The organism is Caulobacter sp. P4_E5 (genome assembly GCF_056401555.1).
This window is the reverse complement of the sequence record NZ_JBFUJD010000009.1, coordinates 1-26,569: the sequence shown is the minus strand read 5'-3', so window position 1 is coordinate 26,569 and position 26,569 is coordinate 1. Positions and strand designations below refer to the sequence as shown.

Below are 26,569 nucleotides of genomic sequence, written 5' to 3'. Positions count from 1 at the left end.
TGCTCCGTCAGGCCGGCAGGTGGCAGCGCACCGCCTCGCCCACACGCTCGGCGTCGGGGCCGAGCACCACGTGCACGACCTGGTCGCCGACCCGGACAACGCCGCGCGCGCCCAGCGCTTTCAGGGCCGCCTCGTCGATACGGGTCTGGTCGGCGAGGACCAGGCGTAGACGGCTGGAGCAGGTCCCGACGCTCTTGAGGTTGGCCGCGCCACCCAGGGCGCCGACCAGGGCCTCGGCCTTGCGGTCGTCCTCGACGGTGGGCAGCCCGGACGGCGCGGGCTTGGCGGCGACCGGCTTAGCCGCTGGCGCGGGCGCTCGCCCGGCGCCTTGGTTTAGGGCGGCTCGGATCTCGCCGGCGACACCATCGGCGATCGGGCCCAGCACGACCTGCAGCGCCTTGTCGGACGGCTTGACGATCCCGCGCGCGCCAAGCGCCTTCAGAGCGGGCTCGTTGACCGCGCCCTGGTCGATGACGATCAGGCGCAGGCGCGTGGTGCAGGCGTCGACGCTGGCCAGGTTGGCGGCCCCGCCGAGCGCGGCTACGAAGTCGGCCCCGCGTCCGCCGCCCGTCTCGACGCTCTCAGCGGTGGCGACGTCGTCGGCCTCGCGGCCCGGCGTCTTCAGGTCGAACTTCTGAATGAAGAAGCGGAACAGGCCATAATAGACTCCCGCATAGACCGCTCCCAACGGCAGCAGCCACAGCGGATGGGTGGCCTTGCCGAAGTTCAGCACATAGTCGAACAGGCCGGCCGAGAAGGTGAAGCCCAGCTTGATGTGCAGGGCGTTCATCAGCGCCATGGCGAAACCGGTCAGCACCGCGTGCACGGCGTAGAGCATCGGGGCCAGGAACATGAACGAGAACTCGATCGGCTCGGTGACGCCCGTCAGGAACGAGGTCAGGGCCAGTGAGAACAGCATGCCGCCGACGGCCTTTTTCTTCTCCGGGCGCGCGGTGTGGTACATGGCCAGACAGGCGGCCGGCAGGCCGAACATCATGACCGGGAAGAAGCCGCTCATGAACGCCCCGGCGTTGGGGTCGTCGGCGAAGAAGCGGCGCAGGTCGCCGGTCGTCCCGTGGAAGTCGCCGACCACGAACCAGGCGATGTTGTTGAGGATGTGGTGCAGACCGGTGACGATCAGGATCCGGTTCAGGAAGCCGTAGACCAGCAGGCCCAGCTCGCCCGAGCCAACGATGGCCCGGCTGGCCGCATCGACCGAACCGTTGATGGCGTCGTAGCCGAAGCCCAGCAGCACGGCCATCAGCAGGCCCGCCAGGCCCGAGATGATCGGCACGAAGCGGCGGCCGCTGAAGAAGGCCAGGTACTCCGGCAGCTTGAACTCAGAGAAGCGGTTGTAGAACAGCCCGGCGATCACCCCCGAGATGATGCCGATCGGCACGCTGAGCTTGGCGAGAGCCTTGGCCTTGTAGGCCGCTCCGGCAAGATCGGCATGCGCCGTGATCAGCCCCGCCGTGACCTCGGCCGGGACATGCAGCAGGGTCTTGGCGCCCTCGCTGGCGATCAGGAAGCAGACGACGCCGGCGAGGCCGGCCGCGCCGTTGTTCTCCCTGGCCAGGCCGACCGCCACGCCGATGGCGAACAGTAGGCCGAGGTTGGAGAAGATCGCGTCGCCGGCGGCGGCGACGAAGCCGATGTTGAGCAGGTCGGGCTGACCCAGGCGCAGCAGCAGGCCGGCCACCGGCAGCACCGCGATCGGCAGCATCAGGGCCCGGCCCAGCGGCTGCAGGATTTCGAGCGGAGACTTCATCAGGATCAGGCTCCGAAGGACTTCGAGAGGGCCCGGACCGCCTCTGGCGAGGTCTGGTTCAGGGCTTGGGCCGCGAGACTACGGCATGTGTCGAGGGAAAGGCCACGGACCCGGGCCTTCACTTCCGGCGCGATCGACGCCGTGGTGGAAAGCTCGGTCACGCCCAGGCCCAGCAGGATCGGCACCGCGGCGAGGTCGGAGGCCAGGCCGCCGCAAACGCCGACCCAGCGATGGTGCTTGGCCGCGCCCTTGCAGGTCTGGTCGATCATCCGCAGCACGGCCGGGTGCAGGGCGTCGATGCGGGCGGCCAGCTCCGGATTGCCCCGGTCCATGGCCAGCACGTACTGGGTCAGGTCGTTGGTGCCGATCGACAGGAAGTCGGCCTCGGCCGCGAGCAGGTCGGCGGTCATGGCCGCGGCCGGGGTCTCGATCATCACGCCCAACTCGATCGGCTCGACGACGCCCAGCTCGCGCTTGGCCTCGTCCAGCACGGCGCGGACGGCGCGCAGCTCGTCGAGGCTGGCGACCATCGGGACCATGATCTTACACTGGCCTAGTGGCGCCACACGCAGGATGGCGCGCAGCTGGGTCTTCAGCAGGTGCGGCCGCCACAGGCTGACGCGCACGCCGCGCAGGCCCAAGGCCGGATTCTCCTCGGCCGGGATCGGCAGATAGGGCGCGGCCTTGTCGCCGCCGACGTCCAAGGTCCGGATGATCAGCGGCCGACCGTCCAGGGCCGAGGCGATGGCCTGGTACTGGCGGGCCTGCTCGTCCTCGTCCGGCGGGGTCTCGCGGTCCAAGAACAGGAATTCGGTGCGCAGCAGGCCCGAGCCCTCGGCTCCGTTGGCCACGGCGGCCAAGGCGTCGTTCAGCGAGCCGGTGTTGGCGAAGACCTCGATACGGTGACCGTCCTTAGTCACACACGGCTGATGGGCGGCGGCCTTGGCGGCGGCCTTGCGCTCCTGACGCTGAGCCAGGGCGGTCTGGGCCGCTTCGAGGGCGGGGGCGTCCGGCGCGACGCGCAGCGTGCCGCTGTCGGCGTCCAGGATCAGGGCCGCGCCGTCCTCGACGCTCAGCACCGCGCCGCCGACGGCGACCAGGGCCGGGATGCCCATGGCCGCGGCGAGGATGGCCACGTGCGAGGTCGGCCCGCCGCGCGCGGTGCAGAAGCCGGCGACCACGCCGGGATCCACGCCCATCAGCTGCGAGGGCAACAGTTCGTCGGCCAGCAGGATCGAGCCGGGCGGCAGGACCGCCTCGCCCTCCTCTTCGCCGCTCAGGGCGCGTAGCACCTGGCGCTCGAGATCCACCAGGTCGTCGACGCGCTCGGCCAGACGGCGATCGCCCAGGCCGCGCAGGGCGTCGACATAGCCGCCGACGGCCTTGCGCCAAGCGAAACCCGCGCTCTTGCCCTCGCCGATCAGCCGACGCGCGCCAGCGGCGAGCTCGGGATCTTCGAGGAAGGCCAGGTGCGCGCCGAGGATGGCCTTGCGAGCCTTGTCGCCTTTCGCGGCGGCCGTTTCGATGCGGGCGCGAACCGCGTCGATCGCGGCGGCCAGGGCGGCCTCCTCGTGGGCGACGCCCTCGCCGGCTTCACGGACCACGATATCGGCCGAGGCCAGCCGCACGGCCTTGCCGATCGCCAGACCCGGCGCGGCCAGCACGCCCTTCAGCACGCCGTCGCGCGGCAGCTCGACGGGACCGGTGGGCGCGGCTTCGGCGACCGCCAAGGCCGGCGCGGAGGCTTGAGCCGGAACCGAACCGCCCTCGCCCATGCCGCTCTCGATCAGTTCGGCCAAGGCCAGGATCGCCGCGTCGGCGTCCACGCCGGAAGCCACGACCTGGATCGTATCGCCGTGGCGGATCGCGAGCGACATCACCCCGACCGGGCTCTTGGCGCTGGCGCGGCGGTTTACGGCGACCAGGGCGACCTCGGCCACGAACTTGCGGGCCGTCTCAGCGATGCGGGCGGCGGGGCGGGCGTGGATGCCGTGGACCAACGGCACGACGACCTCGCGCGCTGCCTCGCCGGCGCTCTCCGGGCTGGCGGAAGCCGCGCCCTGGATTGGCGACAGCTCCATCAGGAAGTCGCCGACCGCGAGTTCGCGGTCCTGGTCGCGGCGGACGATCTGAAAGGCGTCGAGATTGGTCACCACCACCGGGGTGATCAGACTGCGGGCGCGCTGCGCCAGCAAATCGAGGTCGAAGCCCAGCAGCTTGTCGCCGGCCTTCACCACCTGGCCTTCCTTGACGAAGACGGTGAAGCCCTCGCCGTTCAAGGCCACGGTCTCGAGTCCCACGTGCATCAGGATCTCGGCCCCGTTGGCCGCGCGCAGAGTCACCGCGTGGCGGGCACGATGGACGGTGACCACCGTGGCGTCGCACGGCGCGTGCAAGGTCGAGCCCAGCGGATCGATCGCCAGGCCGTCGCCCAGCATGCGCTCGGCGAACACGGCGTCGGGCGTCTCGTCGAGCGGCGCGATCCAGCCCTTCATCGGCGCGGAGAGAACGAGGTTGGGCACGGGCTTTTACGACTCTTGTTCGAGAACTAGGGGGCGGGCTTCAGGGTCACGCGGTCGATCACCCAGTAGGGGTCGACGCTCTTGGCCGTGAAACTGAGGCAAAGATCGACCTTACCCGGACGGGCGGGCAGACGGCCGGTGATCGTCGAGACTTGCGGATTTCGCGCGGCCTTGCCCAAGGGAATGGCGGCGATGCGCTCGCCGTCGCAGCCCAGGCGTACTTCCAGTTCGCCCTCGGGCGTGGCCGGGGCGCGGAGCGGGATCTTGTCGCGGTCCTTGCCAACCTGGAAGTTGAACGGCAGCTGGCCGACGCGGGCCGTCAGCAATGCGCCCTTCGAGAGGTCGGCGCCTTGCCAGATCCAGCAGGGCTCAAGGATATCGACCGTGAACATGGCGCGCTTGTCGAAGGCCGCCGGGGCGTCGTCGATCATCCGCAGGGTGACCTTGTCGGTGCAGCCCTTCAGCTGGCCGCTGCTTCGGGTCAGCAGGGCGGCCGGGTCGAGGGCCACCGTCCGCTCGCGGCCCAGGGCTTGGCCGTCGACGAAGGCGCGGGCCTTCACGACCGTCCCGATCGGCAAGTCCAGAGCGCCGGCATAGGCGCTGGACGCCGCCGTCGGCGCCTTGCCGTCGGTGGTGTAGCGGATGTCGCCAATGCCGAGCCCGTTCGAGAAGGCCAGCTTGATCTTGCCGCCCTCGCCTTCCGACAGGGCCGGTTGCGGCTCGAACGGCACGCTGTTGGCGGCCACACCCAGGACCTTCAGCCGCGCCATCTCGGCCGGCAGCCGGCGGGCGAAGTCGTCCCAGTTCACGCCGGTTTCCGGCGTCCAGCCGCGCTCGGCCAGGGCGACGGCGCGCGGGAAGGCCATCAGCCGCATGCGCTCGTCGGTCTGCATATGCTCGGTCCAGACATTGGCCTGAACGCCGAGGATGTGCTTGCGCTCTTCGGGCGACAGCTGGGCCGGGGCCGGATCGAAGCCGTAGACGTCCTTGAGGCTGGCCACCCGCAGGCGCCCGGTCGGTTCGTCGGGCGAGAGGCTCTGGCCGTTGTCGAGATACAGCATCGGCTGCGGCGACAGCACCGTGTCGTGGCCCTGCTTGGCGGCGGCGATCGCGCCGTCGATGCCGCGCCACGACATCACCGAGGCGTTGGGCGCCAGGCCCCCTTCGAGGATCTCGTCCCAGCCGATCAGGCGGCGGCCGCGCTTGTCGAGGCTCTGGCCGACCCGCTGGATGAACCAGCTCTGCAGCGCGTGCTCGTCCTTGAGGCCCAGGTCCTTGATCTTGGCCTGGATTTTGGGACTGGCCTTCCACTGGTCCTTGATCGCCTCGTCGCCGCCGACGTGGATGAAGGTCGACGGAAACAGGTCCATGACCTCGTTCAGCACGTCGTCGAGGAAGGCGAAGGTGGCGTCGTCGGTGTTGTAGAGCCAGGGGAAGACGCCCCAATCGCCCATCTTGCTGGCGTCGGGCGGGGCCGTGCCCAGTTGCGGATAGGCCACGATCGGCGCCAGGGCGTGACCTGGGGTCTCGATCTCCGGCACGATGGTGATGTTGCGCGCGGCGGCGTAGGCGACGAGGTCGCGGACCTGATCCTGGGTGTAGAAGCCGCCGTATTTCGGGCCCTTGCTGGCTGCGCCCGGGTCGAGGCGCCAAGCCGCGACCTCCGTCAGTTTCGGATACTTCTTGATCTCCAGCCGCCAGCCCTGGTCGTCGACCAGGTGCCAGTGGAAGGTGTTGAGCTTGTGGGCCGCCATGGCGTCCAGCACCGACTTCAGGGTGTCGATCGACTGGAAGTGCCGGGCGCTGTCGACCATCAGGCCGCGCCAGGCGAAGCGCGGCGCGTCCTCGATCGCGGCCGCGGGGATGGCGACCGGGCCCTTGGCCGAGTCCGGCGTCGCCAGCTGCCACAGCGACATGGCGCCGTAGAACAGGCCGGCCCGCTTGGCGGCGGCGATGGTGACGCTATGCGGTCCGATGTCGAGCTTGTAGGCCTCGCCGGCCGGCCCCTCGCGGGTCAGGACGATGGCCGCCGCGCCGGTGGCGGGGATGCCCTCGATCACTATCGGCTTGAAGCCGCGCGAGCGGGCGATCAGGTCGGCGAGTTGGATCGCCACGCCCTTGGCCTCGACATCGCCCTTGGCGACGTGGATGCGAGTGGCGGCGGAAAGCTTGAAGGCCCCTTCGGCGCGCACGACCTTGGCCGGCGCCGGCGTCAGAGTGAGAGCGGCAGCTTCGCGGGCGCCGGCGGTCGAGGCGCCGAGCGCGGCGGCCAGGACGACCGCCGAAACGGCGGCGGTGCGGAGCGGGGTCAGGATCACGTGGCCTCGCGGTCTTTGGACTGGCAGGCAGGCGGTGAAAAAGCGGGCGGGACAGCCCAGAGCATGGCGAACGCCATGCTCCGTCTCCTAGAAGCTGAGGCTTTTGATCCGCTTTCACGGATCAAAAGCCTCGGGCCGCCCCGCCCCAGCTCCATGCTTGCAGTCAGGAGGGGATCAATCGCGATCGGCGGGGCTTGGGAGATCATGATGGGATACTGAACCGAGCCACGCGCGACGCAAATAAGGAACCGGGGCCTCCGGAGAGGCCCCGGAGTTGGGCCTAGAATTTGAAGCGGACACCGCCGAACACCATGCGGCCGTTCTTGTAGATACGGGCCGGACGGTTCTTGTCGTTGTCGTAGAAGTCGGTCTGCTTCTCGTCGGTCAGGTTGATCGCGTCGATGTTCAGCGAGAGGTTCTCGGTGAGGTTCACGCTAGCCGAGGCGTCCAGCGACTTCAGCGAGTCCGACCACAGCTGGCGGTAGCCGCGCTCGGCGTCGTAGTCGACGAAGAACTTGGACCGGTAGTTGTAGGACAGGCGGGCGCTGAAGCGCTCGTTCTCGTAGTAGCCGCTGAGGTTGGCGATGTGCTTGGAGCTGGACGGCACCGGCACGTCGGTGATCGAGCTGGCGTCGGTATAGGTGTAGTTGGCCAGCACGCCGAAGCCGTTCCAGATGGGCATCTGGAAGTTGAACTCGACGCCCTGGGTCTTGCCGCCGGTCACGTTCACCGGGCGGCCAACGCTGTAGTTACAGCTGTAGAGGCCGGCCGATTGCAGCACGCAGTTGTTGGCGGTGTTCAGCACGCGCGGGTCGTTGGCGGCCGCTTGCAGCGGTAGCTTCTCGACGGTCGCGCCCTGGATGATGAAGGTCGAGATGTCCTTGTAGAAGAAGTCGACCGACAGGATCGATTGCGGCGCGAAGTACCATTCCAGCGTCGCGTCGTACTGGTTGGCGCGATACGGATCGAGCTTCGGGTTGCCGCCGCTGGCAGTCAGCAGGGACTCGGTCAGCGAGGTGAAGCCGGCCATCTGGGCGTAGTCCGGACGGGCCATCACGCGGGCGGCGGCCAGGCGCAGCACCAGGTCGTCCTTGACGTCGAACGAGAAGTTCGCCGACGGCAGGACGTCCGTGTACTCCTTGGTCCCCTGGGTCGGGGCCATCAGGCCAAACGGGTTGTTGATCGCGCCCGGCGTGCCCGCCGAGACGCCGACGCGCCAGGCGTTGGTCTCGATCTTGGTGTTGACCACGCGGACGCCGACGTTACCCCGCCAGCCCTCGCCCTGCAGGTTGCCCATCACGTAGCCGCCGTAGGTCTTCTCGTTGAACGTGAAGCTTTCCAGCGGGCCGAAGTGATCGCAGTTGGCCAGGCCGATACAGCCGCCGACATTGGGATTGTTCGGATCGTAGATCGTCGCCTTGCCCAGGTTGGCGTAGATCTTCTCGATCTTGTTCTTGTCGGCCGTCAGGTACGAGCTGAGCACGCCCGCGGTCTTGATGCCGTCCAGATAGTCGCTGGGCGTGACGCCGCCCTGGACGTCGGCCAGCGAGCAGGAATGACCGCCGCAGGCCGTGGCGCCGAACAGCGAGCGACGCTGGCCGTAGGTCTGGTTCACGTCGCGGTCGTGGTCGGTGTACTTCAGGCCGAACGCGATCGATTTGAAGGCGCCGGCGTCCACGAAGCGCTCGCCGTCGACGAAGGTGTAGAACTCGTCGTCGTCATTGACCGTGGTGTTGGCCGAGACCCAGCCCAGCGGCATCTCGTCGTCGGCCGTGGTCGGGTTGATGTTGGTGAAGCTGACCTTGGGCACGCCGCCCGAGACGTCATAGGTCAGGCCGGTCGGGGCGTTGGTTTCCCAGAACGGCTGCAGGTCGGTAGAGCCCTTGGCCTTGGTGTAGCCGACGCGGGCGTGGAACTTCCACTCGTCGCTCGGGCGATAGGTGGTCTCGAAGTCGAGCGAGCCGACATTGGTGTGGGCCAGGCGGTCGATGGCGTCGAACACCACGCCATTGCCGCCGACCGCGTTGAACGTGCCGGCCACGGCGGTGCCGTTGTCGGCCTTGGTCACCGTGAACTGCGAACCGGGCGTGCCCAGGGCGCCGATCTTCTGGCTGATCCACGCCATGTAGTTCTGGTTGAAGTTGTCGGCGTCCATCTTGGAATAGAGGCCGGTGATATTGACGTCGAGCTTGTCGGTCGGCGCGTACTGGATCGCGAAGTTCGCGCCCTTGCGTTCGCGGGTCTGGGTAAACAGCGACGAGCCGATCAGGCTGGGCGCCAGCAGGGTCTGGCCGGCCGGGATGCCGGTGATGTTGCTGCCCGTGCCCGAGGCGTTGCTGACCGCGCTGTAGCCCAGGACCTCTATGCCGTCGCGGCGGATGCGGCGCTTGTCGTAGATGCCGCCCACCAGGACACCCAAGGTCTTGTCGGCGTTATGCCAGCTCAGCATGGCCGACGCGGTCGGGTCGGTATTGCCCGACTTTTCGTCGTGGAACGCCTGGACCGAGCCGGAGATCGACAGCGGGGCCAGGTCCAGCGGGTTGCGGGTGTGGACATTGACCGTGCCGCCGACGCCGCCTTCGTCGATATTGGCGACCGGGCTCTTGAAGACCTCGACCTTGCCGACGATTTCCGACGGCAGCATCAGGTAGTTGAAGCTGCGGCTGGCCTTGAACTGGTCGAGAATGAACCAGTCGGCCGTGGCGACCGCGTGGCCGTTCAGCAGAGTGCGGTTGAGGGTGGGCGCTGTGCCGCGGATCGAGATCCGCTCGCCTTCGCCGAATTCACGCTGGATGGTGACGCCGGGAACCCGCTGTAGAGACTCGGCGACGTTCTTGTCAGGGAACTTGCCGATATCTTCGGCGGTGATGACGTCGATCACGGCGTTGGCGTTGCGCTTGGCCTGAACAGAGGCTTGCAGCGAAGCGCGGATGCCGGTGACGACGACTTCATCGACCTGGGTGGAGCTATCCTGCGCCATGGCCGGAGCGGCCAGGGCGACGGCCAGCACCGAGGCTGACGTCGACAGGAGGACCTTGTGGAAACGCTTCATAATTCTTCTCCCCGTGTTGCTCGGCCAGTTTGGACCYGGAGCCGAACTATCAAGACCAATTGGATACCAATCATTCCGCAAAAAGACGCGGATGCCGGAAATTCTCGGGCCTCGAGGGGCGACTGTGACGGAAATTTTGCAGCTGACAAGGCCAAAAAGAAACCAATTGCAGACCACGTTCTTATTGGTATGAAAATGGTCCTATGCTATCGAGACCAGCAACGGGCGCCGCCAATTTGCGCGGACCGCGGTGACGTAGGGAGGGCTGTGACATGACGTTTGCTGAACGGATCGGACGGYTCGACGCCGCCGGCGACCATGCCCCGCTCTACAAGCAGCTGCAGCGCGCCTTGCGCGAGGCCATCCAGAAGAAGGTGTTGGCGCCCGACGACGCCCTGCCGGCCGAGCGCGACCTGGCCGAAGAGTTCAGCATCTCGCGCATCACGGTGCGCAAGGCGTTGGACGGGCTGGTCGGCGAAGGCCTGCTGACGCGCCGCCAGGGCGCGGGCACCTTCGTCGCCGCGCGGGTGGAGAAGAGCTTCTCCAAGCTGTCGTCGTTCACTGAGGACATGATCTCGCGCGGTCGCGTGCCGCGCAGCGAGTGGATCAGCCGCGCCGAGGGCCAGGTGACGCCGGAGGAATCCCTGACCCTGGGCCTGTCGCCAGGCACGCCGGTCTTCCGCTTCGCCCGGATCCGCTACGCCGACGGCGCCCCGATGGCCGTGGAATACACCACCATCGCCGCCTTCGCCCTGCCCTCCACCGAGGTCGTCGAGACCTCGCTGTACGAGGCGCTGGAAAAGACCGGGCATCGGCCGGTGCGCGCCCTGCAGCGGCTGCGGGCGGTGCTGTTCGGCGCGGAGCAGGCCGACCTGCTGGGCGTTCCTGTCAAGGACGCCGGCCTGCTGATCGAGCGGCGCGGCTTTCTGCGCGACGGTCGGGCGGTGGAAGTCACCCAGTCCTACTATCGCGGCGACGCCTACGACTTCGTCGCCGAACTGAACGCCCTCTCCTGAATGTGTTGGGCCCTGAACGTAGTGAAGTCCTGGGAGTAGAGCTTGGAGGCGACCGTCTTGACCCGTCCTGAAATCCCCGCGCAGACGCGGTTGTCGCCCGAATCCACGCGCATGTTCCTGGAGGCCGGCCAGGCCTCGGCCGTCGCCGCCGCCCAGCTGAGCGCCAACGCCCGCAAGATCGAAGCCCTGGCCCAGCGCCTGCGCGCCAACCCGCCGCGCGTGGTGGTGACCTGCGCCCGCGGCAGCAGCGACCACGCCGCCACCTTCGCCCGTTACCTGATCGAGACCAAGGCCGGGGTGCTGACCTCGTCGGCCGGCCTGTCGGTCAGCTCGGTCTATGACGCCTCGCCCAATCTCGAAGGCGCGCTGGTCCTGGCGATCTCGCAGTCGGGCAAGAGCCCTGACCTGCTGGCCTCGGTGAAGGCGGCCAAGGCCGCCGGCGCCTATGCCGTGGCCCTGGTCAATGTCGTCGACTCGCCGCTGGCCGAACTGGCCGACGAGGTGATCCCGCTGCACGCCGGCCCCGAGCTCAGCGTCGCGGCCACCAAGTCCTACATCGCCGCGCTCGTCGCCATCACCCAACTGATCGCGGCCTGGACGGAAGACGAGGCGCTGACCAAGGCCCTGGCGACCCTGCCGACGGCGTTGGCCGAAGCCTGGACCCTGGACTGGTCGCCGGCCGTCGAGCGCCTGAAGCTGGCTCGCAACCTCTATGTCCTGGGTCGCGGCGTCGGCTTCGCCGTCGCGCTGGAAGCCGCCCTCAAGTTCAAGGAGACCTGTGGCCTGCACGCCGAGGCCTTCAGCGCCGCCGAGGTGCTGCACGGTCCGATGGCGCTGGTGAAGGAGGGCTTCCCGGCCTTGGTCTTCGCCCAGAACGACGAGAGCCGTTCCAGCGTCGATGACATGGCCGCCGGCCTGCGCGGACGCGGCGCCGACGTGCTGCTGGCCGCGCCGGGCGCGGACGGCGAAGTCGCCGGGGCGCTTCCGACCTTGGCGACCCATCCGGTGCTCGAGCCGATTCTGATGATCCAGAGCTTCTACCGGATGGCCAATGCGCTTTCGGTCGCGCGCGGCTACGATCCCGACAGCCCGCCCCACCTCAACAAGGTCACCGAAACCGTCTGATGCTGGCTGCTCTTGTAAATGGCCGCGTCCTGACGGAAGCCGGCGTCGTCGATGGCCGAGCCGTTCTGATCGAGGGCGGGAAGATCGCCGGCGTCGTCGACGCGCGCGAGGTCCCGGCCGGCGCCGATCGTCGTGACCTGGCCGGCGGCCTGCTGGTCCCCGGCTATATCGACACCCAGGTCAATGGCGGCGGTGGGGTGCTGTTCAACGACTCCCCGACCGTCGAGGCGATCGCCGCCATCGGCGCGGCTCACCGGCCCTATGGCACGACCGGTTTCCTGCCGACCCTGATCAGTGACGATCTCTCGGTCGTCGACCAGGCCATGCGCGCCACCGAGGCGGCCATCGAACAGGGCGTGCCCGGCGTGCTGGGCGTGCACATCGAGGGCCCGTTCCTCAATCCCAAGCGCAAGGGCATCCACGACGCCGACAAGTTCCGCGTCATCGACGACGAAGCCCTGGCGCTGCTGACCTCGCTGAAGGTCGGCAAGACCCTGGTCACCCTGGCTCCCGAGCGCACGACGCCGGACATGATCCAACACCTGGCCGACGCCGGCGTGGTGGTCGCCGCCGGCCACACCAACGCCCTCTACAAGACCATGCGCCAGGCCCTGGACCACGGCCTGACCGGCTTCACTCACCTGTTCAACGCCATGTCGCCGCTGACCAGCCGCGAGCCAGGCGCGGTGGGGGCGGCGCTGGAGAGCCTGACCGCCTGGTGCGGCCTTATCGTCGATGGCCGTCACGTGGATCCGGCCACCCTGCGGATCGCCCTGCGCACCCGGCCGCTGGACCGCTTCATGCTGGTGACCGACGCCATGCCGACCGTGGGCATGGTCGACAAGAGCTTCGACCTGCAGGGCCGCCACATCCGCGTGGTCGATGGCGTCTGTGTCGACGACCATGGCACCCTCGCCGGCTCGGACCTCGACATGGCCGCCGCCGTGCGCAACGCCATCGCGATGATGAACCTATCGCTGGACGAGGCGGTTATGATGGCCTCGGCCGCTCCCGCCGCCTTCCTGGGGCTGGACGCTCAGCGCGGCCGGATTGCTACGGGCCTGGCCGCGGACTTCTGCCTGTTGGACGATCAGCTGAACGTCTCGGCGACCTGGATCGACGGGGTCGAGGCCTAGCCTTCTCCGTTCCCATCGAACAGCCAAGAAAAAGGGCGCTGACCTCGCGGTCAGCGCCCTCTGTCTTAGGCGGAGGCCCGCTGGAAGCTTAGAACTTCCACTTCAGGCCCAGATAGAACTGACGGCCGTAGTGCACGTACTCTTCCGAGATCATGCGGGTCGAGTCGTCCAGCTTGCTGTCTTCCTGGTCGGTCAGGTTGATGCCTTCCAGGGTGACGGTGAAGTTGCTGAAGTTGTAGCTGACCTGGGTGTCGATGTTCATGGTCTTTTCCTTGATCCGAACATCGTTGTTGTTGGTCGCCGACGGGGCCACCTGGATCAGGTACGGGTCGCGGTACGAGGCCGAGACGCGGGCCTTGAACGGACCCTTTTCGTAGTAGAGCGTCGCGTTGTAGGCCTCGGGCGACAGGTTCACCAACGGCTGGGTCAGCAGCACGGCCGGAGCCGTCTGGACGTGCGCCGCGTTGTACGTGGGGTTCCTGATCACGTACTGGATGTCGCTCTCGACGTGCGTGTAGTTCACAATGCCGCCGAAGCCGTCGAACGGCGACGGCAGGAACGAGAACGGACGCTGCAGCGAGATCTCGTAGCCCTTCAGCTTGCCGCCGGGGGTGTTGATCTGGGTCGTGACCGTGAACTCGGTATTGGCCGTGTTGCCGTTCGACAGCAGATTGTCGGGCAGCCCCGTCTCCGCCCAAGGCATGTTGATCGCCGAGGTCTGGATGTAGGACTTGATGTCCTTCTGGAAGAAGCCGACCGAGAGCAGGGTTTCCTTATCCGGATACCACTCGAAGCTGAGGTCCAGGTTGTTGGACAGCATCGGGTTCAGGTCGGGATTGCCGCGCGTGACGGTCTGGGCGGACTGGCTGATGGCGGTATAGCCCGGGGTCAGGTTCTGCAGCTGCGGCCGCGTCATCGCCTTGGCGGCGGCGAAGCGGACGTAGAAGTTGTCGAACGGCTGGGCCGAGACATTCAAGGACGGCAGCGTGTTGTGGTACTGCCGCGACGTCGTCTGAGAGGCGTCGATCGGCACGCGTTCGGCGTAGGTCCCGCCCAAAGTGGTGACGGTCTGCGGCGTGTTGCCGGTGCTGTAGTGGCCCGTGGCGTCCTGCTCGGTCTTCACATAACGGACGCCGACATTGCCGCGCACCGGGATGTTGAAGAGGTCGTAGTCGAAGTCGCCCTGGATGTAGAAGGCCGTGTCCTTCTCGGTGATATTCCGCATCGCGCCCAGTTGGTTCAGGACGCTCAGGCGGAAGTCGCCGTTGGCGTTGACGCAGTTACAGTCATAGCCGAGCTTGGTCTTCAGCTTCTCGAGATCCGGCGCCAGCCACGAGGTCGGCACGCCCGCGGGCAGGTCGAGGCCGCGACCGAAGCCGCTGATCACGCGCGAAACATCGGCGACCGAAACGCCCGTCGGCAGGCCGAAGCCGGCTTCATTGGTGAAGGTCGTGGCCGAGTTGCCCGTCAGGACGCGCGAGTTCAGGCGCTGTTCCCACGAATTGAAGCCGTACTTCTTGTAGTTGCCGCCGTAGCGCAGCTTGAAGCCTTCGATGATCTCGTAGTCGACGTCGGCGCGGAACGTCTTGAAGGTGTTGACGGCCTTGCTGGGACGCAGGCGCAGCAGCGAAGCGTCGCCGAAGGTGTTGCTGGCGCTGTACTGGTAGGCGGCCGGATTCGTCGGATCGAAGCCGTAGTTGAAGTTCGGCAGCTTGTCGTTCTGCGAATAGTCGTAGCTGTAGCCGTCGCTGTCATAGCGATCGAACGAGAACGTGGTCTGGACCGGGTTGTCCTGGATCGAGCGCGACTGGCCGTAGACCACGTTCAGGTGACCGGCTTCACCGAACTTGGTGTCGTAGGTCAGCGAGAACTGGTTGAACTCGGTCTTCAGGTCGTCGTGGCGATATTCGACCCGGGCGTCGACGTCGTCGAACGAGCCCTTGATCAGGGTGCCCTTGCTGTCGGCCGTGAAGTTGACGACGTCCGTCTGGGGCACGCCCGCGCCGCTGCGGCTGAACGAGATGATTTCCAGATAGGTCTCGTCGCGGTTGTTGGTGAACTTGGCCAGCATCGCGTCGAGGGTCAGGGTCGAACGGTCGGTCGGACGCCATTGCAGCGAACCGGTCACGCCCAGGCGCTTTTGGTCGTAGTCCAGGCGGCCATAGCGCGGGATCCGCGGGTGCCAGAGCGCATTGGCCGTGCCGGCATTCGCGCCCGGCGCGACGGGGGACGTACCGCCGGTGACGACGCCGATCGTGTTACAAGCTGGCGAGGTCGCGGCGGTCGCGCCGCCCTGCGCGGCGCCAGGGCTCGACGGATTGTAGGCCGCGCCGAAACACGGGAATGCCGTCGCCGAGTTGCTGGCGACCGACGGGTTTTCCCAACGGCCGGTCGAGGAGCCTTCCTCGCGCTGGGCGCGGGTGGCGTAGGCGACCGACACCAAGGCGCCGATTTCGCCGATGCCGGTATCCCAGCGGTTGCTGACCAGGAAGGTGTAGCGCGGGTCGCTCTTTCGCGAGAGGTCGTTCCAGCCGATCTTGCCGGACGCGCTCATCGTGAACTTGCTGAAGTCGAACGGGCGCGCGGCCTGCATGTCGACGATGGCGCCCAGCGAGCCTTCCTCGTTGATGGCCGAGGTCGACTTGCGCACGGTGATGCTGTTGAACAGCTCCGAGGCGAAGATCGAGAAGTCGAACTGGCGGCTGCGGTTGGCGCCGCCCGAACCGTCCTTGCCGCCGGTGGTGGCCAGGGCTTCCAGGCCGTTCAGGCGAACGATGGTGAAGTCGGCGCTCAGGCCGCGGACGGTGATCGTGCGGCCTTCGCCGCCGTCACGGTCGATCGACACGCCCGGCACGCGCTGCAGCGACTCGGCCAGGTTCAGGTCGGGAAAGTCGGCGATGTCTTGCGCCTTGATGACGTCGACGAGGTCGTTTTCACGACGCTTGACGTCCAGGGCGTTGGCCAGCGAGGCGCGGAAGCCAGTGACGACGACGGCTTCGACCTCATCGGCCGGAGCGGTGGCGGCCGCCGGAGCGGTCTGGGCCGACGCGGCGCCGGCGAACGCCATCGCCAGGGCCAGGGCGCCACCGGACACGCCGTAGTGCAGAGCGCGCACGCGCCCCATCGAATTCTTGGACATAGAACCTCCTCCCGTATCGACCATTGGACGACGGCGTAACCGCCGCCTTGGCCTTCGTATCGATCCCGCGTCCTTCCCGCGAAACCGCCCCCGGCCTTCAAGTCTTCATTTTTGCCACCGGTGTCAGAAGCAAACTATGTTTTTGACACCGGTATCAGAGTGCTAACAAAGCCCGCGAGCGCCGACAAGGCCACAAAGCGGTCACAACCCACGACACCCCTAGCGCCGTTGCCTTTGCGACACATGGTGGCGTTCTGTCACAGGGATGACGCGAAGGGGTCGTGAAGGGCCGCTCAGCCCTCTTCCGGCCGGTAGTGGCTGACCCGGTAGAGGCCCTGAAGCATCGCCTCACGCTGCTCGACCGGCAGTTGGGCGCCCATGGCGCGGAGCAACTTCAGCGCGTTGAGGTGGACATCCACGGCGTCCCATCGCCAGGCCTTGGCTTCCGCGCAGCTGTCGGCCAGGCCGCACAACGACATCGCCGCCTTGTCGACGCCGGTGTCCGCCACGAAGGCGCTGACGTCGATGACCTTCGAAGCCAGCAAATACAAGACTTCATACGGTTGGGAGGCGCGATCCGCCGCGTCCCTGCCGAACCGGCGCGCAATCTCGCCCAGGGCCTCGTCCAGGGCCGCCATCGAGGCGTCCCGCAGGGTTTCGACGCCCGCCTCGGCGGCGGCGATGGCGTCCTTGGCCAGCACTCCGCCGCGATCCTTGATCATGCTGGCGAGACGGTTGGGAGGGCGGAACTTGCGGACGGTCATATCTGCACCTTGGCCGGGCGCATCATGTTGCTGATTTCGTCGTCGGACAGGTTGGGCATGTGCGCGTCGCCCACCTCCGCCGGGAGGTCGTCTCTCCGCCGGCCGTCCGTCCCCGGCGGGGGGCCTTGGTGCTTGAAGCGCCGGTCGGGCCCGACATAGCTGTCGCACTCGACGAAGACGCGCTCCTCGCGCGCCACCCAGAAGACGCGCTCCAGCAGCACCTTGGGGGTGATCGGCTTGGCCACCACATAGTTGGATCCGGCGTCCCGCAGCTTGAAGATCTGCGAGGTGCGGGTGTGGCCAGTGACCAGGATGACCGGGACGTAGCGGTTGTTCTCGCCGCCGTCGCGCCGCAGCCACTCGATGAACGCGATGCCATCGGTGACGGGCATCTGTACGTCGCTGATGATCAGGTCGAAGGTTTTGGTGCTGACCAGGACCTGGGCGTCCATGACGCTCTCGGCCCGATGCAGTTGCTTGACCCCGAAGCCCGAGACCACCTGCGACAAAATGTCCAGCGAAGGTCCGTTGTCATCCAGGACCAGCACCGTGGCCCGCTCGAGATTGATCCGCGTCGAGGGGAGGAGCGCGTCCGTCATTGGCCCGCTAGAAGAAATCCAACTCGCCGGCCTCGGCTTTCACGCCGGGGGTCCCCTCGGCCCGCAATCGCACGACCAGGTCGGCCAAGCCCAAGCCTTCCAGCAGGGGCTCGATAGACATGCTCCATTCGCCCGAGGCGTGCTGGCTGATCCGCTGCAGCACCGCCGACAGGCCGTGCAGGCGCTGGCTCAGTTCGTCCAGGGCCTGCAGCCGGGTTAGGTTGGCCAGGGCCGCGCCGCCCTGGGCGAGGTCGCCGACGATGTGTTCGCAGTCCTGGCAGAGCGCCGCGGCCGAGGCCAGCTCCGCGGCCAGGCGACGCGACAGCTCGCCGACCAGGAGGTGTTCCTCCGGCAGGGCGATCGGCGTCGATGGCTGCGGCGAAGCGTTCATGGGCGTCAGAACAGGTCCACGTCGCCGTTGGAAGCGGCGGGCATCGGGGCGGGAGTAGGACGACGGACGTCCTGCGGAGCGTTGTCCACGGCGACCAGGCGCTGGCGCACGCGGCCCGAGGCCGGCCAGAACTCGACGCGACGGGCCGAGACCCCGCCGGTGCTGGACGAGACGATCGGGATGCCTTCGTCGCGCAGGAAACGCTCGGCGAAGGCGGAGTTGCTGGCGCCGACGTCCGAAAGGCCGTCGAACAGCTTGGCTCCGCCGAAGATCTTGGCTTCCAGCCGCTCGCGGCGGGCGCCCTTCTTCAGCAGGTCGTTGATCAGCAGTTCCATGGCGTAGGCGCCATAGCGGACGGCGTCGCCGTCACGACGGTTGTCGCCCGAGTCCGGGAGCAGGAAGTGGTTCATGCCGCCGACGCCGGCCTGGGGATCGCGGATGCACGCGGCGATGCACGAGCCCAGCACGGTGGTCATCACCACCTGCGGATCGCCCGTCACATGGCTTTCGCCCTGGGTCACGTGAACCTTGATCGCCCTTTCCGGGTCGTCTTGATGGGAGAATGGCGTCATGTCAGCTGCCCGAACACCTGTTCGATCTTCTCCCGCAGGCCCTGAACCGTGAACGGCTTGACGCAGTAGTTGTTGACGCCGAACTGCACGGCGCGCTGGACCAGTTCGCGGTCGGCGCGGCCCGTCAGCATGACGAAGGCGGTCTGGCGGATCGGCGGGTGCGAGCGCACCGCGCGGAGCAGCGCCAGGCCATCCATCTTCGGCATGTTGAAGTCCGAGATGACGAGGTTGGCCGGCTTGGCCAGGAGGTTCTTCAGTGCCTCCTCGCCATCGGGCGCCTCACGGATATCCTTGAAGCCGATCTGCTGGAGCGCATTGCGGATCAGCGCCCGCATGGTCAGCTGGTCGTCGACGACGAGAACGGAAATGGTGCTAGCTTGCGGCATGGTTCATCGCCTCGCGGAGGCCAGATCGAGAATGGACTGGCCCATGGAGGACAGGGAAACCTGCTTCTCCACCGCGCCGATTTCAAAAGCGGACCGAGGCATGCCGTAGACGACGCAGCTTGCCTCGTCCTGGCCCAGCGTCTTACCGCCGGCCTTTCGCATGGCCAGAAGGCCCTGGGCTCCGTCGCGGCCCATGCCGGTCAGGATCGCCCCGACCGCCTTGTCGCCGACGGCGTTGGCCACCGAGTTGAACAGGACGTCCACCGACGGGCGGTGGCCGCTGACAGGATCGCCGGCCACCAGGCGGCAACGCAGGCCGGCCGAGCGGACGACCTCCAGGTGCGTGGCTCCGCCGGGGGCGACATAGACCTTGCCCGGCTCCAGCAGGGCGCCGTCCGTGGCTTCCTGCACCTTGGCCCCGCTGGCGCGATCCAGGCGCGCGGCGAAGCTGGCGGTGAAGGTGGCCGGCATGTGCTGGGTGATGACGGTCGGCGGGCAAGTGTCGGGGAACATCTGCAGGATCGACAGCAGGGCTTCCACCCCGCCGGTCGACGAGCCGATCGCCACGATGTCGCCCGAGGGCATGTAGTCCTTGCGGCGCGGGCCGGCCGGCGCGGAATCGGCCTTGGTGCGGACCGAGGCGCGCGCCGCGATCTTCACCTTGGCGACAATCTCGGACAGGGCTTCCTGAGTGCCGGTGGCGTCGGCGGGCTTGCCCACGCAGTCAATCGCGCCCAGTTCCAGGGCCCGCAGCGTCATCTCAGCGCCGGACTGGGTCAGGGTCGAGACCATGACCACCGGCATCGGCCGCAGGCGCATGATCTTCTCGAGGAACTCAATGCCGTTCATGTTCGGCATCTCGATGTCGAGCGTGACGACGTCGGGGTTCAGGGCCTTGATCATGCCCCGCGCCTCGAACGGGTCGCCGGCGCCGCCGACCACCTCGATTTCCGGGTCACGATTGAGGGCCGCCGTGATCAGGCTCCGCATGGTGGCGGAGTCGTCGACGACGAGAACGCGAATTTTGGGCATTAGCGACCGGCCTTTCGGTAGGCGGTCAGGCCGCAGCTCTCGAACGCGGTCACGGACGCGCCGACGCGCTCGGAGTGGCCGACATACAGGCGGCCGCCGGGCGCGATGAGCGGCGCGAAGCGGCTCCAAACGCGTTCTTGGGTGGGTTCATCGAAATAGATCACGACATTCCGGCAGAAGATGGCGTCGAACGGGCCTTTCATAGGCCAGGACGGACCGTTGAGATTTAGTTCCCGGAACGCGACCAGGCTGCGCGCGGTTTCGCAGACGCGGAAGGCGCGGCGGTCGGACGGGTCGCGTTCGAAGTACTGGTTGCGGGCCGCGGCGGGGATGCCTTCCAGCAGGCTTTCCTCGTAGACGGCGGCGCGGCCGGTCGCGAGCACGTTGGTGTCGATGTCCGTGCCCAGGATCCGGATGTCCAGGTCCGCGGCGTTTGGCCAGACCGACAGCACCGTGAAGGCCATCGAGTACGGCTCCTGGCCCGAAGAGCTGGCGGCGGACCACAGGCGCAGGCGGCCGCCCGCCCGCACCTTGTCGGCGACCGGCTCCAGGATGTTGGCGCGCAGGTCGTCGAAGTGGTGCGGCTCGCGGAAGAAGCGCGTGACGTTGGTGGTCAGCGCCCGGAGCATCTCCTGGCTCTCGTCGTGGCCCTTGTCGCTGGCGACGAAGGCGCAGTACTCGGTGAACGAGCGCAGGCCCAGGGCGCGCAGGCGCTTGGCCAGGCGGGAATAGACCAGCGTCGCCTTGCTGTCGGGCAGGCTGATGCCGGCCAGGTCGTACAGCAGCGCGGCGATGCGCTTGAAGTCTTGGGTCGTGAACGCGAACTCGCCATCGACGAGGGCTTCGCGGCGGTCCGTGGGAGAGGCGAATGCGGTCGTCATCAGGCGGCCAATGCCTCGCGTTCAGGAAGGATGCGATCCAGCGAGATTTCGCTGATCATGCGGCCTTCGATCGAGACGATGCCGCGCACGAAGTTGCGGACGGCGTCGCAGGCGACGTCGGGGGTCGGCTGGATCATGTCGTCGTTGATCGACAGGATGTCCGACACCGCGTCGACCAGCAGGCCGACGGTGCGGTCGCCCGCCTTGACCACGATGAAGACGCTGCGGACGGTCGGCTCGATCACCGGCATGCCCAGGCGGCAGGCCAGGTCCATGATCGGCAGCACCGCGCCGCGCAGGTTGATGACGCCGCGCATGAAGCCTGGCGATTGCGGCAGCACGGTCGCCGGGCTCCAGCCGCGAATCTCGCGGACGGCCATGATGTCCACGCAGTATTCCTGATCGCCCACGTGGAACGAAATCAGCTCTCGACGGTCGATCCCGGTGGCGGTGGCATGATCGGTCATGACTTACTCCGCGGCGATGAGGGTGGGTTCGGTGGGGCGAGGCGCGCCGCCTTCGCGGCGACGAAGATTGATGGTGGCGTCGACGTCGAGGATCAGGGCCACGCGGCCGTCACCCAGGATGGTCGCGGCGGCGACGCCCTCGACCTGCTGGTAGTTCTGTTCCAGCGACTTGATGACGACCTGGCGCTGGCCATGGATGGCGTCGGCCACCAGGGCGGCGCGCGAGCCGTCCTCGCCCTCGACCAGCAGCACGACGCCCTCGCACGGGTGCGGGCTGGTGTCGCGATAGCCCAGGGTCCGACCGACGTCGATCAGCGGCACGAAGCTGTCGCGGACGGCCAGCACCGAGCCGACGGGACCCAGCGGACGGACCTCTTCCGGCTTCGGGCGCAGGCTTTCGACGATGGCGGCCAGCGGCACGACCAGGGTCTCGCCAGCGACGTCGACCACCATGCCGTCCAGGACGGCCAGGGTCAGCGGCAGGCTGAGGGTGAAGGTCGAGCCTTGGCCCGGACGCGAGGTGATCGAGATCCGGCCGCCCAGGGCCTGGACCGAGCGCTTGACCACGTCCATGCCGACGCCGCGGCCCGACACGTCCGAGATCTTGTCGGCGGTCGAGAAGCCCGGGAGGAAGATCAGGTTGTCGATCTCTTCGTCGGTCAGCTRCAGGTCGGGGGCGATCAGGCCCTTCTTGACCGCGATCGAGAGGACCCGCTCGCGGTTGATGCCCTTGCCGTCGTCCGAGACCTCGATGACGATCCGGCCGCTGCGGTGCAGGGCGGCCAGGCGCACGACGCCTTCGGGATTCTTGCCGGCCGCCTTGCGCTCCTCGGGGTTTTCCAGCCCGTGGTCGATGGCGTTGCGCAGCATGTGGGTGATCGGGTCGGACAGACGCTCGATGACCGTCTTGTCGACTTCGGTATTCTCGCCGTCCATCACCAGGCGGGCTTGCTTGCCCGTCATGTTGGCGACTTCGCGGACCAGGCGCGGCATGCGCTGGAACACCGACTTCACCGGCTGGGCGCGGATGGCCATGACGCTGTCCTGGATCTCGCGGGTGAGCTGTTCCAGCTCGTCGAGACCCATGGCCAGGTTGGAGGACGGGGCGATGCCGTATTCGCCGACCCGCTGGGCCAGCATGGCTTGGTTGATGACCAGCTCGCCGACCAGATCGATCAGTCGGTCGATGCGCTCGGGATCGACGCGGATGACCGACTGGCCTGGACCCGGGACTTCGACCTGGGTGGCCTTAGGGGTCGGCGCGGCCGGGGCGGCGGGTTTGGCGGCCGGTGCGGGGGTTGAGGCGACGGGCGTGATTTCGGCGACCGGCGCGAGCGCGGCGATCTCGACCGGAGCCGGCTCGGCCGACGGCCCGACGATCGCGGGCGCTTCGGCCACGGCCAGAAGCGAGGTCAGGACGGCCTCGACGGGCGCCTCGCCACGGGTGATTTGCAGTTCGCAGTCGCCATCGACGAATTCGAAGACCTCGCGGATCGCGGTCTCGTCCTCCTCGGTCTCCAGGCGCACGCTCCAGGTGACGTAGGCGGCTTCCGGATCCAGCTCTTCCAACGGCGGCATGGCGCTGTCGTCCAGAGTCGCGGTGATCGGACCCAGGCGGTTGAGCTCGCGCAGCAGCAGCGCCGTCTCGTTGGCCTTGCGGTACAGGTCCGACTTCGGACGGATCGACACCGTCCAGACGTTGGCGGGGATCAGGTCGGTGTCGGCGGCCTGCGCCTCGACCGAAATGGTCTGGGGCACGAACACGAAGCCGAGACCGTCGTCGTCAATAGCGTCGTCGGCGTCGACGACGGGGGCGGGAGCGGCGTCCTCGACCACGACTGGCGTGGCGGCGGCCGGAGAGGCGTTCGGGTCGGTCCAGGTTTCCAGCTCGGCGGCCATGGCGGCCGAGGCCCCCATGTCGACGTCGCCGAGGCCGCGAGCGGCGCTGACGTGGTCGGCCAGGATGTCGGAAGCGCGCAGCAGGACGGCGGCCAGCTCGACCGTGTTGGGCACGGCGCCCGAGCGCACGGCGTCCAGCAGGGTCTCGAACACGTGGGCGAAGCGCACCAGCGGCTCGAGGCCGAAGGCGCCGGCGCCGCCCTTGATCGAGTGGACGGCGCGGAACACGGCGTTGACCGTCTCGAGGTCGCCGGCTCCCTCTTCCATGGCCAGGAGACCGCCCTCGAGGTCGGCGAGGAGCTCCTCGCATTCCTGGAAGAAGGTGACCTTGATGGCCTCTAGCTCGTCCATATCCCGTACGTCCTAATTCGCGTCTAGCAACGGGTGCTCAAAGAAACTCGGTACTGAACCTGGATCAGGCCGTCCGGGTCAGGCGGCGACGCGACGGATCGCGTCGACCAGCTTTTCCGGGTTGAACGGCTTGACGATCCAGCCCGTCGCGCCGGCCTCGCGGGCCCGCTGCTTCTTGGCCGGGTCGCTTTCCGTGGTCAGGACCAGGATCGGGATGGCGCGATAGTCGTCGTCGACCCGCACCGCCTCGATGAAGCCAAAGCCGTCAAGCTTGGGCATGTTGATGTCCGTGATGATGACATCGGGGCGATGGGCGGAGAGGACCTCCAGACCATGCTCGCCGTCGACAGCCTCGACCACGTTAAAGCCGGCGCCGGCGAGGGCCATGCGCAGCATGTCTCGCATCGTCCGGGAGTCATCGACCGTTAGAACCGTACGCGTCACGATTCAGCTCCTTGGATAGCCGCCGAGAGGAGCGCCCCTTCGGCGCCGAAAAGACGGGTGGTTTCAACGAAGGCCTCCGAAGGCCCCTTGATGGAAAAGGATTGACCGTCCTGGTCCCAGGCCTTGCGGCCCGCCAGCAGGACCTGCAGGCACAACCCGCCGAGGCGGCGCACCTGGTCGGCCTCCACCGTGATCGCCGCACCGCGACGTTCCAGGAGGGCGGCTTTCAGCGGCGCCGCGGCCTTCAGGTCCAGGGTCTCGGGCAGCGCGATCGCAGCGGCCATTTAGAATTCCTCCCAACCATCCGTAGCAGGGGCCTGGGCGACCGCCGCCGAACCGCTCCGGCCCGGACGGGCGAAGGTGTTCAGGCGAGCCTGTTGCTCGGCCACCGGGTTGCGCACCGGGGCGTGTTGAACCGGATCGGCGACGGCCGGCCGGCTGTAGGACGAAGACATTCCCCCATGCCCAGCGCCGACTTGGAAGCGGGCCATGAGGCGGACCAGTTCGGCGGTTTCGCCCTTCAGCGAGTGCGTCGCGGCGGTCGATTGCTCGACCATGGCGGCGTTCTGCTGCGTGACCTGRTCCATCTGGTTCACGGCGGTGTTCACTTCGTTCAGACCGGTCGCCTGCTCCGCGGCCGAAGCCGCGATCTCGGTGACCAGCGCGTCGATCTCGCCGACCTTCGCCACAATCCGCTGCAGGGCCTCGCCCGTCTGGCCGACCAGGCTGACGCCTTGGCTGACCTGCTGGGTCGACGAGGAGATCAGAGCCTTGATCTCCTTGGCCGCCTCGGCGGAACGTTGGGCCAGGGCCCGGACTTCCTGGGCGACGACCGCGAAACCGCGGCCGGCTTCGCCAGCTCGCGCGGCTTCGACGCCGGCGTTCAGGGCCAGAAGGTTGGTCTGGAAGGCGATTTCGTCGATCACGCCGATGATCTGGCTGATCTGCTTGGACGAGCTTTCAATCTCGCCCATGGCCGACACTGCTTGATGCACGACCTGACCGGAATGCGTCGCTTCGCCACGGGTGGTCGAAACCACGTCGGAGGCCTGACGGGCGCCCGAGGCCGTGCGGCGCACGGTGGCGGTCAGCTCGTCCAGGGCGGCGGCGGTTTCTTCCAGGCTGGCGGCTTGCTGCTCGGTGCGGCGCGACAGATCGTCCGAGGCGTGGGCGATCTCGTCGGCGCCGGTGCGCAGGCCGTCGGTCGAGGCGGCGATGACCTTCATCGTCTCCTGCAACGAGCCCATGGCGCCGTTGAAGTCGTCTTTCAGCTTGCGGTACTCGCCCGGGAAGTCGGCGCTGACACGGAAGGTCAGGTCGCCTGAGGCCAGCTTTTCCAGGCCTTCGGCCAGGCTGGTGACCACGAGGGCGCTTTCCTGGGCGGCCGCTGCGGCGGCGGCTTCCTTGGCGCGGCGTTCATCGGCCGTGAGGGCGGCCGACTTTTCCTGCTCCGCGCGCAGGGTGTCGAGATGAAGTTGATTGTCCCGGAAGACCTTGAGCGAGCGGACGATCGCGCCCAGCTCGTCGCCGCGTTCCAGCTTTTCGAGGTCGATGCCGTTGTCGCCCTTCGAGAGCTTCTCGGTGGCGCCGGCGATGTCGCCGATCGACTTGCGGGTGGTCATGACGGTCAGGAACGCCAGGGCGCCGACGGCGCCCAGGGTCACCAGCGACATCACGATCGTGACGCTCATCGCGGCGGTGGCCTCGGCCTGACGCTTGGCGGTCTCGGCCTCGACGCGCTTGTTGGCGGCGGCGACGACCTGGTCGAGCTGGCCGGTCATCTTCGCGTACTGTTCCTCGAACGGCGCGATGAAGCCCGCGGCCATGCCGAAGTCCACGCCGATCATGCCGCTGACCGTGTCGATGGCGCTACGGCATTCCTCGAGCGACTTGATCAGCTCCGCGATCTTGGGCTGTTCGGCGGGGGGCAGCTTGCCCTTCAGCGCGGCCAGCTCCTTCTTGACCGAGTCGGTCTCGGCCAGGACGGCGGTCATGCGAGCGTCGTTCTTGTCGACCTCGATGTTGCCAGCCTTGTGGGTCATCACGACGAACAGCTCGCCGTTGATGTTCGAGATGCGCTTGGAGATCTTCTGGATCTCCATGTTCTGGCGCATGTCGGTTTCGACCACCTGCTTCAGAGCGGCCGACTGGCTCTTCTGAACGACGATGGCGCCACCGGCCATCACGGCCAGCATGAGCAGCGCGAAAGCCGGCGCGAAGCCGATCTTGATGATCAATGGTAAATCGACGAGACGAATACGTTTCATCGCGAGGTCCCCTCCAACCAGCGCTCCGAGTCACGGATCGCCAAACTGAAGTGGGATAATCGCGATAGAGTCCTAACAGACTCTGACTTGGTTAAGGGGAATTCGATATAATATCTCCAGGTCGCGCCAAGGTGGTCATTTGGTCGCAGGCTCCCGCCCTCCGATTCTATAGAGAGGCCCCTGGAGAACGAGAGTCTCCGAAAGAGCCGAGCATGGTTACCTGACAGTAAACCTCGAATATTCTGGCCCGACTCAGAATATCTTAACTTACACCTGCGATTTTGCTCCTGCGTCCGGTTGGCGCGTCGTCCACAGGACGTGAATTCATTACTAGGAGCAGCGGGATGAAATATCCGATCGCTATTGCCGCGGGAATCGCTGGCAGCTTTTTCGTCGCTCAGGCCGCGTCGGCCGCCGGCGGTTTCGAAGACCAAATGGGC

The 26,569-nt window shown here is 67.3% G+C and carries 20 protein-coding genes and 1 pseudogene; 4 read left to right on the top strand and 17 right to left on the bottom strand.

Annotated elements, in window-relative coordinates:
* Window positions 1-7 precede the first annotated feature (7 nt).
* The 4 genes from nagE to AC1DSO_RS04620 all read right to left on the bottom strand — a co-directional run bounded on the left by nagE (window position 8) and on the right by AC1DSO_RS04620 (window position 9,660).
* Complete coding sequence (gene nagE / locus AC1DSO_RS04635) at window positions 8-1,768, bottom strand: N-acetylglucosamine-specific PTS transporter subunit IIBC (RefSeq protein ID WP_477067734.1); 1,761 nt, start codon at window positions 1,766-1,768, stop codon at window positions 8-10.
* 5 nt (window positions 1,769-1,773) lie between these two features.
* Window positions 1,774-4,290: a phosphoenolpyruvate--protein phosphotransferase gene (gene ptsP / locus AC1DSO_RS04630; protein WP_477067733.1), complete on the bottom strand. Its 2,517-nt coding sequence runs from the start codon at window positions 4,288-4,290 to the stop codon at window positions 1,774-1,776.
* Between the two features lie 26 nt (window positions 4,291-4,316).
* Window positions 4,317-6,608 carry a beta-N-acetylhexosaminidase gene (locus tag AC1DSO_RS04625; RefSeq protein ID WP_477067732.1) on the bottom strand — a complete coding sequence of 764 codons (2,292 nt, stop codon included), beginning with the start codon at window positions 6,606-6,608 and terminating at the stop codon, window positions 4,317-4,319.
* Between the two features lie 280 nt (window positions 6,609-6,888).
* Complete coding sequence (locus AC1DSO_RS04620) at window positions 6,889-9,660, bottom strand: TonB-dependent receptor (protein ID WP_477067731.1); 2,772 nt, start codon at window positions 9,658-9,660, stop codon at window positions 6,889-6,891.
* Between the two features lie 272 nt (window positions 9,661-9,932).
* Here AC1DSO_RS04620 and AC1DSO_RS04615 point away from each other — a divergent pair, with 272 nt between their 5' ends.
* The 3 genes from AC1DSO_RS04615 to nagA are packed head-to-tail and all read left to right on the top strand — an operon-like array spanning window position 9,933 to window position 12,937.
* Window positions 9,933-10,676 (top strand): GntR family transcriptional regulator, encoded by a 744-nt coding sequence (locus AC1DSO_RS04615; protein WP_477067730.1) that lies wholly within the window; start codon window positions 9,933-9,935, stop codon window positions 10,674-10,676.
* 42 nt (window positions 10,677-10,718) lie between these two features.
* Window positions 10,719-11,801 carry an SIS domain-containing protein gene (locus tag AC1DSO_RS04610; protein WP_477067729.1) on the top strand — a complete coding sequence of 361 codons (1,083 nt, stop codon included), beginning with the start codon at window positions 10,719-10,721 and terminating at the stop codon, window positions 11,799-11,801.
* Entirely contained in the window at window positions 11,801-12,937 is a 1,137-nt protein-coding gene (gene nagA, locus AC1DSO_RS04605; RefSeq protein WP_477067728.1) for an N-acetylglucosamine-6-phosphate deacetylase, read from the top strand. The genes AC1DSO_RS04610 and nagA overlap by 1 nt, the downstream gene beginning before the upstream one ends.
* 88 nt (window positions 12,938-13,025) lie before the next feature.
* Here the strand turns inward: nagA and AC1DSO_RS04600 are convergent, their stop codons facing one another.
* The 13 genes from AC1DSO_RS04600 to AC1DSO_RS04540 all read right to left on the bottom strand — a co-directional run bounded on the left by AC1DSO_RS04600 (window position 13,026) and on the right by AC1DSO_RS04540 (window position 26,129).
* Window positions 13,026-16,076 (bottom strand): TonB-dependent receptor, encoded by a 3,051-nt coding sequence (locus AC1DSO_RS04600; protein ID WP_477067727.1) that lies wholly within the window; start codon window positions 16,074-16,076, stop codon window positions 13,026-13,028.
* A gap of 293 nt (window positions 16,077-16,369) precedes the next feature.
* A complete protein-coding gene (locus AC1DSO_RS04595) occupies window positions 16,370-16,840 on the bottom strand; it encodes a chemotaxis protein CheE (RefSeq protein ID WP_477067726.1) in 471 nt (156 codons plus the stop codon).
* Window positions 16,837-17,439 carry a response regulator gene (locus AC1DSO_RS04590; protein WP_477067725.1) on the bottom strand — a complete coding sequence of 201 codons (603 nt, stop codon included), beginning with the start codon at window positions 17,437-17,439 and terminating at the stop codon, window positions 16,837-16,839. The genes AC1DSO_RS04595 and AC1DSO_RS04590 overlap by 4 nt, the downstream gene beginning before the upstream one ends.
* Window positions 17,440-17,446: 7 nt before the next feature.
* Window positions 17,447-17,830 carry a chemotaxis protein CheU gene (locus AC1DSO_RS04585; protein WP_477067724.1) on the bottom strand — a complete coding sequence of 128 codons (384 nt, stop codon included), beginning with the start codon at window positions 17,828-17,830 and terminating at the stop codon, window positions 17,447-17,449.
* Window positions 17,831-17,835: 5 nt separating this feature from the next.
* A complete protein-coding gene (locus tag AC1DSO_RS04580) occupies window positions 17,836-18,402 on the bottom strand; it encodes a chemotaxis protein CheD (protein ID WP_047403398.1) in 567 nt (188 codons plus the stop codon).
* Entirely contained in the window at window positions 18,399-18,788 is a 390-nt protein-coding gene (locus AC1DSO_RS04575; RefSeq protein ID WP_047403396.1) for a response regulator, read from the bottom strand. Before AC1DSO_RS04575 ends, AC1DSO_RS04580 begins: the two co-directional genes overlap by 4 nt.
* Before the next feature lie 3 nt (window positions 18,789-18,791).
* Window positions 18,792-19,820, bottom strand: a complete 1,029-nt coding sequence (locus tag AC1DSO_RS04570; RefSeq protein ID WP_477067723.1) for a protein-glutamate methylesterase/protein-glutamine glutaminase — start codon at window positions 19,818-19,820, stop codon at window positions 18,792-18,794.
* A complete protein-coding gene (locus tag AC1DSO_RS04565; RefSeq protein ID WP_477067722.1) occupies window positions 19,820-20,701 on the bottom strand; it encodes a CheR family methyltransferase in 882 nt (293 codons plus the stop codon). Before AC1DSO_RS04565 ends, AC1DSO_RS04570 begins: the two co-directional genes overlap by 1 nt.
* Window positions 20,701-21,168, bottom strand: coding sequence for a chemotaxis protein CheW (locus AC1DSO_RS04560; protein WP_477067721.1), 468 nt, complete (start codon window positions 21,166-21,168; stop codon window positions 20,701-20,703). Before AC1DSO_RS04560 ends, AC1DSO_RS04565 begins: the two co-directional genes overlap by 1 nt.
* A 3-nt stretch (window positions 21,169-21,171) precedes the next feature.
* Window positions 21,172-23,418 carry a chemotaxis protein CheA gene (locus AC1DSO_RS04555; RefSeq protein ID WP_477067720.1) on the bottom strand — a complete coding sequence of 749 codons (2,247 nt, stop codon included), beginning with the start codon at window positions 23,416-23,418 and terminating at the stop codon, window positions 21,172-21,174.
* 78 nt (window positions 23,419-23,496) lie between these two features.
* Entirely contained in the window at window positions 23,497-23,862 is a 366-nt protein-coding gene (locus AC1DSO_RS04550) for a response regulator (RefSeq protein ID WP_010918320.1), read from the bottom strand.
* Complete coding sequence (locus tag AC1DSO_RS04545) at window positions 23,859-24,146, bottom strand: STAS domain-containing protein (RefSeq protein ID WP_477067719.1); 288 nt, start codon at window positions 24,144-24,146, stop codon at window positions 23,859-23,861. The genes AC1DSO_RS04550 and AC1DSO_RS04545 overlap by 4 nt, the downstream gene beginning before the upstream one ends.
* Window positions 24,147-26,129, bottom strand: a complete 1,983-nt coding sequence (locus tag AC1DSO_RS04540) for a methyl-accepting chemotaxis protein (protein WP_477067718.1) — start codon at window positions 26,127-26,129, stop codon at window positions 24,147-24,149.
* A gap of 344 nt (window positions 26,130-26,473) precedes the next feature.
* On the opposite strand from AC1DSO_RS04540, the pseudogene AC1DSO_RS04535 reads away from it, so the two are divergent.
* Window positions 26,474-26,569, top strand: a pseudogene (locus AC1DSO_RS04535) (hypothetical protein); the annotation flags it as partial.

Coding starts and splice junctions, on each gene's coding strand:
- nagE (WP_477067734.1), bottom strand. CDS start 1,768: ATGAAGTCTCCGCTCGAAATCCTGCAGCCGCTGGGCCGGGCCCTGATG.
- AC1DSO_RS04620 (WP_477067731.1), bottom strand. CDS start 9,660: ATGAAGCGTTTCCACAAGGTCCTCCTGTCGACGTCAGCCTCGGTGCTG.
- nagA (WP_477067728.1), top strand. CDS start 11,801: ATGCTGGCTGCTCTTGTAAATGGCCGCGTCCTGACGGAAGCCGGCGTC.
- AC1DSO_RS04600 (WP_477067727.1), bottom strand. CDS start 16,076: ATGTCCAAGAATTCGATGGGGCGCGTGCGCGCTCTGCACTACGGCGTG.
- AC1DSO_RS04595 (WP_477067726.1), bottom strand. CDS start 16,840: ATGACCGTCCGCAAGTTCCGCCCTCCCAACCGTCTCGCCAGCATGATC.
- AC1DSO_RS04590 (WP_477067725.1), bottom strand. CDS start 17,439: ATGACGGACGCGCTCCTCCCCTCGACGCGGATCAATCTCGAGCGGGCC.
- AC1DSO_RS04585 (WP_477067724.1), bottom strand. CDS start 17,830: ATGAACGCTTCGCCGCAGCCATCGACGCCGATCGCCCTGCCGGAGGAA.
- AC1DSO_RS04580 (WP_047403398.1), bottom strand. CDS start 18,402: ATGACGCCATTCTCCCATCAAGACGACCCGGAAAGGGCGATCAAGGTT.
- AC1DSO_RS04575 (WP_047403396.1), bottom strand. CDS start 18,788: ATGCCGCAAGCTAGCACCATTTCCGTTCTCGTCGTCGACGACCAGCTG.
- AC1DSO_RS04570 (WP_477067723.1), bottom strand. CDS start 19,820: ATGCCCAAAATTCGCGTTCTCGTCGTCGACGACTCCGCCACCATGCGG.
- AC1DSO_RS04565 (WP_477067722.1), bottom strand. CDS start 20,701: ATGACGACCGCATTCGCCTCTCCCACGGACCGCCGCGAAGCCCTCGTC.
- AC1DSO_RS04560 (WP_477067721.1), bottom strand. CDS start 21,168: ATGACCGATCATGCCACCGCCACCGGGATCGACCGTCGAGAGCTGATT.
- AC1DSO_RS04545 (WP_477067719.1), bottom strand. CDS start 24,146: ATGGCCGCTGCGATCGCGCTGCCCGAGACCCTGGACCTGAAGGCCGCG.